This is a genomic window from Nocardioides stalactiti, from assembly GCF_014180715.1.
Lineage (GTDB): Bacteria > Actinomycetota > Actinomycetes > Propionibacteriales > Nocardioidaceae > Nocardioides > Nocardioides stalactiti.
In genome coordinates this window covers 1-10,018 of the sequence record NZ_JACEFC010000134.1, presented here as the reverse complement: position 1 = coordinate 10,018, position 10,018 = coordinate 1, and the positions used below count along the sequence as shown (strand labels likewise).

At 71.3% G+C, this 10,018-nt stretch carries 7 protein-coding genes; 2 read left to right on the top strand and 5 right to left on the bottom strand.

The genetic code is table 11. The annotated features are described in order from the left end of the window. The 5 genes from H0487_RS19620 to H0487_RS19600 form a co-directional block, all read right to left on the bottom strand. Positions 1–553 (bottom strand): hypothetical protein (locus H0487_RS19620; protein WP_183095918.1); only part of this gene is annotated, 553 nt, incomplete at its 3' end. Positions 554–562: 9 nt separating this feature from the next. Beyond that, positions 563–4,408, bottom strand: a complete 3,846-nt coding sequence (hrpA, locus tag H0487_RS19615; protein ID WP_183095917.1) for an ATP-dependent RNA helicase HrpA — start codon at positions 4,406–4,408, stop codon at positions 563–565. 43 nt (positions 4,409–4,451) lie between these two features. Next, positions 4,452–6,035: a flagellar hook assembly protein FlgD gene (locus tag H0487_RS19610; RefSeq protein ID WP_183095916.1), complete on the bottom strand. Its 1,584-nt coding sequence runs from the start codon at positions 6,033–6,035 to the stop codon at positions 4,452–4,454. Continuing rightward, complete coding sequence (locus H0487_RS19605; protein WP_183095915.1) at positions 6,035–7,582, bottom strand: hypothetical protein; 1,548 nt, start codon at positions 7,580–7,582, stop codon at positions 6,035–6,037. The genes H0487_RS19610 and H0487_RS19605 overlap by 1 nt, the downstream gene beginning before the upstream one ends. Positions 7,583–7,671: 89 nt before the next feature. Beyond that, positions 7,672–8,076 carry a hypothetical protein gene (locus H0487_RS19600; RefSeq protein ID WP_183095914.1) on the bottom strand — a complete coding sequence of 135 codons (405 nt, stop codon included), beginning with the start codon at positions 8,074–8,076 and terminating at the stop codon, positions 7,672–7,674. Positions 8,077–8,300: 224 nt separating this feature from the next. Between H0487_RS19600 and H0487_RS19595 the strand changes: the two genes are divergently transcribed. Next, entirely contained in the window at positions 8,301–9,035 is a 735-nt protein-coding gene (locus H0487_RS19595) for a response regulator transcription factor (RefSeq protein ID WP_183095913.1), read from the top strand. 18 nt (positions 9,036–9,053) lie between these two features. Continuing rightward, the coding region (locus tag H0487_RS19590; RefSeq protein ID WP_183095912.1) for a histidine kinase dimerization/phospho-acceptor domain-containing protein at positions 9,054–10,018 on the top strand (965 nt) is incomplete at its 3' end.

The window sequence follows — 10,018 nt, the reverse complement described above, 5'->3', positions numbered from 1 at the left end:
GCTCGGCGAGGCCCAGCATCCGGCGGACGCCGTCGTCGCTGCCCGGCAGCGACGCACGGCCGGTGGCGACGACGCGGGCGAACGCGGCGGCGCGGAACAGGACGTCGGCGAAGTCTCCGGCCACGATGCCGCGCAGCACCGTGTCGATCATCGCGCGCAGCTCGTCGGGGCCGGGCGGGTCGGCGACACCTGCCACCACCCGGGCGAACTGTGCGGCCGAGCGGCCGGCCTCGAACTCGCGGGCGACCCCGGCGGGATCGGCATAGACCCAGGACCGCAGCAGGTAGAGCCGCCACAGGCACCCGGCCAGGGAGTCGGGCGCCGAGCCGGACCACACCTCGGCGATCGCCTCGATGCCCTCGGTGTCGGCCAGGTGGACGAGACGGTCGGCGACCGCGTCGTCACCGCTCTCGCGCGCGCCGCGGACGAGCAGGGTCGCGGCCCGGTCGGCCGCCTCCTGGAGAAGCTCGGGATCGCTCCCGGCAGCGAAAGCGTCGAAGAAGCTCGCCGTTCGCGCGATCGGCCGGTGGTGCGGCCGCTCTCCCTCTCCCATCGGCTCAGACTACGGGTCGGAGTCGAGGAGCTTGCGGATGCGGACGTCGCTCACCTTGCCGGCCGTGCCGAGCTGTGGCGCCCACAACGACACCCGGAACTCCTCGAGCTGCCACCGGACCTGCCGCAGCGCCGCGCCCGCCGGGCGACCGTCCGGCAGCGCCTCGACCCGGTGCAGGTACGCGTCCTGGAGCGGCTGGACCCGATCCAGCCACTCGCGGTCCCGGACCACCGCCATCCCGCTCTCGCCGAGCTGCTCACGTCGGCGCCGGACCGCCGCGAGATAGACCGGGTAGCGGCGCAGCTGGGCGGCGCCCGCGTCGCCGACGAACCCGAGCGGGACGAGTCGCCCCACCTGGGCCTGCATGTCCGAGAGGGCCGGTAGCAGCACCATCTCCGCGCGCCCGCTCAGCAACCGATCCGTCTCGCGGTGGGCGTCGAGCACGCGCAGCAGGTCGGGCACCAGCCCGCGGACCGCGCCCGCCGCACCGGCGCGCAGAGCCGTGAGTAGGGCGTCGTACTGCTGCTCGGTGCGGAGCATCTCCTTGTCCTGCGCGGCGTCGACGGCGTCGACCACCACGGCCCGCAGGCAGTCGGCGACGAGCGCCTGGACGGAGGGGTACGACGTCCCGGTGAGCCGCAGCTTCTCCTCGTTGGACAGGCCGTCCACCAGGCCCTTGACGGGAGCGTCGCCGAGCCCGAGCAGGAGCAGCCGCACCAGGCCGAGCCGGTGCCGGGCGTCGCGCTCGGCAGCGGAGCCGAAGACCTGGAGCCCCACCGACGCGCCCTCGTCGACCAGACCGGGGAACGCCTCGACCTCGTGCCCGGCCCGGGTCCACGTCGCCGTCGCCGCGACCTCACCGAACGCCCACGTCGTCTCGCCGGACCGCGCCACGCCGCTGTCCGCCGCGACCTCGGCCATCGCCCTCTCGAAGCGTGGCCGCAGCGGCGCCTTCAGTGCAGCCAGGTCCTTGCCGCGGGCCTGCTCGCGGCCCTTCTCGTCGACCACCCGGAAGGTCGGGCGCAGATGGGCCGGGAGCGCACCGAGACCCCAGGCGTCGCGCGGGACGTGGACGCCGGTGGTCGACCGCAGGTAGCGCTCGAGGGCGTCCAGGAGCGACTCGTCGCCGGCCGGGACGGCGGCCAGGAACGCGCGCGCCGTGTTGGGGGCGGGGACGAAGTTCACCCGCAGCTGCTTGGGGAGGCTGCGCAGGAGCTCGACCACGAGCTCCTCGCGCAGGCCCGGCACGTTCCACGAGAAGTCCTCGTCGCCCACCCGGTTGAGGACGGCGACCGGTACGTCGATGGTGATGCCGTCGTCCTTCGCCCCGGGCTCGAAGTGGTAGGCCAGGTCGAACGTCAGGCCGCCGTCCGCCACCCACCGCTCGGGGTAGTCCTGTGCCGTGACCTCGGCTGCCGCGTCGTGGGTCAGCATCGCCGGGTCGAACGTCAGCAGGTCCGGACGCTCGCGTCGAGCGCCCTTCCACCACTGGTCGAAGTGCGCGCCACTGACGACCTCTGCCCCGACCCGCGCGTCGTAGAAGTCGAACAGCGTGTGCTCGTCGACCACCAGGTCGCGGCGTCGGGCCCGGTGCTCGAGCTCCTCGGCCTGCTGGAGGAGCTTGCGGTTGTGGTGGAAGAACTGGTGCCGCGTCCCCCACTCGCCGTAGACGAGCGCGTGCCGGATGAAGAGCTCGCGGGACAGCTCGCGATCGACCTTGCCGTAGGCGATGAGCCGGTCTGCGGCGAGCGGGACGCCGTACAGGGTCACCCGCTCGCGGGCCATCACGGACTGCCGCTTCTGGGACCAGTGCGGCTCTGAGTAGGTGCGTTTGACCAGGTGGTCGCCGAGGCGCTCGGCCCACTCGGGCTGGATGGTGGCGTTCTGGCGGGCCCAGAGGCGACCGGTCTCGACGAGCTCGAAGGCCATGACGAACTGCGGGTTCTTGCGGGCCAGGCCGCTGCCGGGGAAGATCGCGAACCTCGCGCCGCGGGCGCCGAGGTACTCCCGCGGGCCTGGGCGACGCTGCTGCTTCTGGCCAGGCCGCGGCTTCTCGCGCTCCTCGAGGAGGCCGATGTGGCTGAGGAGCCCGGACAGCAGCGCCTGGTGGATGCCGTCCGCGTCCGGCTCGCCGCCCGCCGGCTCGACGCGGATCTTCATCTCCTTGACGACCTGGCGCAGCTGGCTCTCGAACTCCTGCCACTCGCGGACGCGCAGGTAGTGGAGGTACTCGCGCTTGCACATCCGGCGGAAGGCGCTGCCGGACAGCTCGCGCTGCTGCTCCTTGAGGTAGCGCCAGAGGTTCAGCGAGCCGAGGAAGTCCGAGCCCTCGGCCTTGAACCGCGCGTGCGCCTGGTCGGCCCGCGCCCGCTCGGCGGGCTGGTCGGCGCCGGGGCGCTCCCGCGGGTCCTGGAGGGAGAGCGCCGAGACGATGACGAGGACGTCGCGCACACAGCCGAGGCGCTCGGCCTCGATGAGCATCCGGCCCAGGCGCGGGTCGACCGGCAGCCGGGCGAGCCGCTGGCCGCCCGGGGTGAGCCGCTGTCCCCGGATCGCCCCGAGCTCCTCGAGCAGCTGTTGGCCAGCCTGGACGTTGCGCCGGTCGGGCGGCTCGACGAACGGGAACCGGGCGATGTCGCCGAGCCCCAGCGCGGTCATCTGGAGGATGACGGACGCGAGGTTGGTGCGAAGGATCTCGGGGTCGGTGAACTCCGGCCTGGCCTCGAAGTCGTCCTCGCTGTAGAGCCGGATCGCGACGCCGGCCGCGACCCGGCCGCAGCGGCCCGACCGCTGGTTGGCGGAGGCCTGGCTGATCGCCTCGATCGGCAGCCGCTGCACCTTGGTACGGGCGGAGTACCGCGAGATGCGAGCGACGCCGGTGTCGACGACGTACCGGATGCCAGGCACGGTGAGCGAGGTCTCCGCGACGTTGGTCGCGAGGACGACGCGGCGACGGCTGGAGCGCGCCGGCGCGAAGACCCGGTGCTGCTCGGCAGCAGAAAGCCGGCTGTAGAGCGGCAGCACGTCGACCCCCCGGACGCCCTCGCCGAGCGGGGCGAGCGCCTCGGCGGTGTCACGTATCTCACGCTCCCCGGGCAGGAACACGAGGACGTCGCCCGGACCCTCGCCGGATAGCTCCTTGACCGCGTCGACGATCGCCTCGGTCTGGTCCCGGACGATCGGCTCGCCCTCGTCGTCCTCCTCCGGCACCTCCATCAGCGGCCGGTAGCGGATCTCGACGGGATAGGTGCGACCCGACACCTCGACGATCGGCGCGGGCTTCCCGTCGCGATCTGCGAAGTGCGCGGCGAAACGCTCGGGGTCGATCGTCGCGCTGGTGATGATCAGCTTGAGGTCGGGGCGCCTCGGCAGCAGCTGGCGGAGGTAGCCGAGGAGGAAGTCGATGTTGAGGCTGCGCTCGTGGGCCTCGTCGATGATGATCGTGTCGTAGCGGCGCAGCATCCGGTCCCGCTGCAGCTCGGCGAGGAGGATGCCGTCGGTCATCAGCTTGATCCGGCTGGCCTTCGACGTGCGGTCGGTGAACCGGACCTGGTAGCCGACCAGGTCCCCCAGCTCGGTGCCGAGCTCCTCCGCGATCCGCTCGGACACCGCCCGCGCCGCGATCCGCCGTGGCTGCGTGTGCCCGATCATCCGCGGCCGCCCCCGCGGGTCGGCCGGGTCCACCGACCCCCGACCCAGCTCGAGGCAGATCTTCGGCAGCTGCGTGGTCTTCCCCGACCCGGTTTCCCCCGCGACGATCACGACCTGGTGGTCGCGGATCGCCTCCGCGATGTCCTCGCGACGGGCACTGACCGGCAGGTCCGGCGGATAGGTGATGTTCACAGCGTGGGCCATTGTCCCTGGTCGCTGCGAGCGACGCGAACCAGTCGGTCGGTCGCTATGAGCGCGGCGGGAGAAGCTTCCAGTAGCGGACCGCGAACCTGAACTCCTTGACGTCATAACGCTCGCCCTTGTCGAGCACCAGCGTCCAGAGGACGAAGTAGCGCTGGGCCTCGCTGTCCCAGTGCACGACGTTCGACCCGACCTGGAAGCCAGGGTTCCACCCCTGCTCGTTGTCGAACCTCTTGTATCCGGCCCACTTCTCGCTGCGCATCCAGTACAGGTGCAGCAGCGACGCCGGACGAGCGGCCCCGCCGTACGTCCACACCCGGATCAGGTCGAAGTTCTCGCGCTTCTGCACCGGGCTCCACGGGAGATAGAACCCGTGCACCGTCTGCACGAACTGGTCCCTCGGGTCCTTGCACCTCGAGCCGGTACGGGTCGAACGGAGGGCGATCGAGCCCGACCACGCGGCGCGCGCCGGCGACTCCACTGACGCGCATCGCCCGACATACTTGTGCGTCAGCGTGCGGCGAGGTGAGAGCGGGATCTCTTTCCGCACCTGCGCCAACCGTTCCAGCGAGACCCTGATCTGATGCGTGAAGGTCGCCTCGTTGCCCTGCTTGTCGACGACCGTCACCTCGAGGTCGTACCACCCCGCCGGCACGATGCGACCATCGCTTCCGCGGCCGTCCCACTGCCCGCCCGCGGTGGAGAAGGTCCGCGACACGACAAGCTCGCCCGCCTCGTCGGTCACGGTGACCACGGTCTCCTTCATGACCTCCGGCTCGTCCTTGAGCACCTGGAACCGCACGTCGTCTCGCCACTCAACCGTGGGATCGACGGCCGGGTAGAAGACCTCGGGGTCGTTGAACGTCTCACCGAGGACCTGGTCGCTGACGAGGAACCGTACGTTCCTCGTCGCGTTCTCCCCGTCCCACTCGAACTCGGTGGCGGCGGCCCCCTCGACCGAACCGATGTACTCGCCCTCGCTTCGGATCGTCATCAGGAGGCGGTAGCGCTGACCGTGGACCAAAGCACCGGACTGCCCGATCTCCGGCAGCGCCAGCTCGAACCGCCAGCCGGCCTCGGCATGCGCGCTCCCCGAGACGAGGGGCGTCGAGTCCGGCTGGCCGGCGGGGACGACCTCCCAGTCGATGTCGAACCCGTGGTCGCCAGCGGGCGCCGCCTCGACGAGGAACGGGTTCCCCGGGCCCCGGAGGGCGCGCCCCTGAACGGTCGCCACGACCTCGTCGTAGACGCCGAGGTAGTGGTACGAACCCACCCGTGTGCAGCGGTACGACCGCGGGTCGTCGACGGGACACCGCAGGACGCCGAGACCGACCTGTCCGTCGTAGTCGCCGTCGAACGTGATGGTGGTCGTGCCCTCCCGCGGCAACGGCCGCAACGATGCATCCGTGGCACCCGCCGGGGAGGCCTGGAGGAACAGGAAGTCCGGACCGTCGTACTGCGTCCCGATCTCGTAGGTCACGTTCGCGGGGTCGAACACCGTGACCTCCGGCCAGGTGATGACCGGGTCGCCCTCCGCCGCCTGCGACGGCGCGGCCGCAAGGCCGGCGCCGAGGACCGAAGCCGCCATCAGCACGAGCAGGCGTTCCGCCCGCGAACGGGCCGATCGCATCACTGGATCGCCCAGTAACGGACGGAGACCGAGTAGTACTTGATGTCGTACTGCGAGCCCTCGGCGAGGCCGGACGACCAGATCACGTACGGGCTCTCCTTGTCCTCGTCGCCGAGCACGGAGCCGGCGCCCATCCGCTGACCCTGGTGGAGCGTCAGGTTCCGGCCGAACTGGGACCGCCCGACCCACTTCTTGTCGCGCGACCAGAGCCACTGCACCAGGTAGTTCGAGCCGCGGCCCGCGCCGCCGCCGTACACCCCGACGCGCAGGTTGTCGTAGCGGTCGTATCGCCCGAGCGGGCTCTTCGGCAGGTAGATCCCGTGGACAGCCGTCACCGACTGGGACTCGAGGGTTCGGCAGCGAGGCCCGGCCGTGCTCGACCGAAGACCGATGGAGCCCCGCCAGGCGCGACGGGCTGGCACCTTGATGGCACCGCAGCGTCCGACGTACTTGTCGATCAAGGACTCCTTGGGGGACACCTTGGCCGTCCACGTCGTTCTGACGAGCTGGTCATGGGAGATCCAGATGTCCCGCTCGTCGCTGCCCACGTTGCCGTACTTGTCCGTCGCGCGCCTGCTGACCGTGTAGGCGCCTTCCGGAAGCACTCGACCGGTGGAGGGATCACGGCCGTCCCACTCACCCCCGGCGTCGTCGATCACCAGTGTGCCGTCTGCGGCGGCGATGGAGGTCTCCCAGGTCGCGAACTCCTCGTAGGGCACCGTGTCGCGGAAGAAGACCGTGTCCCGCCATCCGTCTGCATACCTGTCCTCGACCGGGTAGAAGACCTCGACGTCCCGGACAGCCTTGTTCAAGAACGCGTCCGACACGTCGAACTGCAGCCCGCTCGTCTCGACGACGCCGTCCCACGTGAACGCCATCTCGCCGACGCCTGAAAGAAGCCCGAACTCTCCGGAGTCCCCACTCATCGTGACGCGGTAGAGGTACCGCTCACCGTGCGACATTTCCTCGTTGGCGCCAAGGGCGGGCAGGACGTCGCCCGGCACGACGGACTCCGATCCCGTCGCCACTGGTGACGAACCTGGTTCGGCCGCCGGAACGACCTCCCAGGTGACATCGACCGGACGCGTCTCGGGTCGGATCGTGATCGGAAACACGGCGTTGGGGCCGCGCTCGTCAAGGCGTGTGACGAAGGACGCCACCAGCTCGTCGTACACCTGGACCCGGTGCGTCGATCCGACTGACCGACACGCCACGGCGTCGTACGACGCCGTCGGACACACGACGACCGTCAGGTTGTGAAGCCCGTCGAAGTCGGAGAACTGCACGTCGACGGTCCCGTTCGAAGGCAACACCTGTGTCGCGAAGACCGGTCCCGATGCCAGGGTCAGGAACAGGAACTCCGAACCGGCGTAGGTGATCGTCAGGGGATAGCTCGTGGTCGTCGGGTTGACGCGCGTGGCGGTCGGCCAGGTGACGACCGGGTCGCCCTCCGCCGCCTGGGACGGCGCCGCCGCCAGCCCGGCGCCGACGACAGCGCCCATCACCGTGAGTACCAGTGCGCGCGTGCGCGCTCGTACGCCGTCCATCCGAGATCCCCCCGTGTCGTGTCCGATCGGACGAACGGGATCGTACGACGCGACGAGCCTCTTGGGTCAAGAATCGCCTGACGCGGCGATCAGCTCTGGGTGTCGTCCTGGTTGCCGTCGCCCGGCACGCCGCCAGGGAAGCCCGGCCGGCCGCCCGGGGGCATCATCGGCGGGACGCCCCGCTGGAACGGCATCTCCATCCGGTGGTGCTCGCCGCGGTCACCCCGTCCGTCGTGCGCGAAGAGCGCCGTGGTCAGCGCACCGCCGGTGGCGCCGAGGATCACGCCGGCCAACGCCACTGCTGCAACCGCCCGCCAGCGGAAGGTGCGGTCGCACCAGCCCGGCTTGGTGTCGGCCGGGGCGGAGTCGAAAGCAGCGCGCTCAGCCGCGGGTGCGTCCATCGGCGCCGCGGCACCCGGAGTGACCGCCTCGTCAGCAGGAGCGTCGGGGGTGGCGGGCTCGACAGGTTCGTTCGGGTCTTGGTTCTCGTCCATGCCGCTCACCGTGACCGCCGTACCTGTGGCCCGCCTGTGCGCAGGCCACGCGGCTCCCATGACACCTCGGCCCCGCAAGGTGGGCAACTCGGCCCCGCAAGGTGGGCAACTCGGCCCCGCAAGGTGGGCAACTCGGCCCCGCAAGGTGGGCAACTCGGCCCCGCAAGGTGGGCAACTCGGCTGCACACAGGAAACACACAGGGAGGAGCACCAGACTGGGCGGCATGCCCCCTGGTGCGCTCACCCCTGAGGACCTCACCCGCCCGGACGGGACGCCGGTGCGCGTGCTGGTGGTCGACGACGAGGTCAACATCGCCGAGCTGATCGCAATGGCGCTGCGCTACGAGGGGTGGACGGTCGACGTGGCGCACACCGGGTCCAAGGCCGTGGCCGCGGCCAAGGCGGCGCGGCCCGACGTCGTCGTCCTCGACTGGATGCTGCCGGACCTCGACGGGCTCGCGGTGCTGCGCCGGATCCGGGCCGCCGAGCCCGCCGTACCGGTCCTCTTCCTCACCGCCCGCGACGCCGTCGAGGACCGCGTCGCCGGGCTGACCGCCGGCGGTGACGACTACGTCACGAAGCCGTTCTCCCTCGAGGAGCTGGTCGCGCGCCTGCGCGGGCTCGTACGACGAGCCGGCGTCGCCGTCGGGCAGTCGAGCTCGCTGCTGACCGTCGGCGACCTCACCCTCGACGAGGACTCCCACGAGGTGGTCCGGGCTGGCGAGGAGGTGCACCTGACGGCCACCGAGTTCGAGCTGTTGCGCTTCCTGATGCGCAACCCGAAGCGGGTGCTCAGCAAGGCCCAGATCCTCGACCGTGTCTGGAACTACGACTTCGGCGGCCAGGCCAACATCGTCGAGCTCTACATCTCCTACCTGCGCCGCAAGATCGACGCGGGGCGCGACCCGATGATCCACACGATGCGCGGCGCCGGCTACGTGCTCAAGCCGGCCACCTGAGACGGCTCCGAGGCCACGATGCGACTCCCCCGCACCCTCACCAGCCGCCTGGTCCTCACGTCGGTGGCGCTGGTCGCACTCGTTGCGGGCCTGATCGCGGTCGCGACGACGGTCGCGATGCGCGACTACCTCACCGACCAGCTCGACGCGAAGGTGCTCGGGTCGACCGACCGCGCCGGCCGCGGCCCGGTCGACGGCGGTCCCGTCGTGATGCCGTTCCCTCCGCCGGACGGCTTCGAGCGAGAGATCGGCAACCAGGAGCCCGGCACGATCGTCGTCCTCACCGAGCTCGACGAGGGCTGGGTGCTCGCCGACCGGTTCGGCGAGGAGGAGCCGCTCTCGGACCGGGCGGTCGAGCTGCTGGCCGACGTCCCGGACGACCGTCGCGTCCACGAGGTCGACGTCCCCGGCGAGGGCACCTACCGGGTCGCCGTCGACGAGACGGGCCTGGTCGTCACCGGGCTGCCGACCGACGAGGTGGACGACGCCGTCGGCTCCCTGGTGCGATGGGAGCTGAGCCTCGGCGCGCTCGCAGTGCTGCTGGCCGGGCTCGGCGGCAGCCTCGTCGTTCGACGTCAGCTCCAGCCGCTCCACGAGGTCGCGGCGACCGCGCACGCCGTGGCCGCGCGCCCGCTCGACTCCGGCGAGATCGGCGCCATCGAGCGGGTGCCGGACCACCTCACCGACCCGGCCACCGAGGTCGGCCAGGTCGGCCAGGCGCTCAACACGCTGCTCGCCCACGTCGAGTCCTCACTCGACGCGCGGCACCGCAGCGAGCAGCAGGTACGCCAGTTCGTCGCCGATGCCAGCCACGAGCTGCGCACCCCGCTGACGACGATCGCCGGCTACACCGAGCTGGCCCGCCGCCGTAGCGACGCCGAGGCGGCGGCGACCGCGCTCGCGAAGGTCGAGGAGGAGGCCGACCGGATGACGGCGCTGGTCGAGGACCTCCTGCTCCTCGCTCGCCTCGACGCCGGCCGGCC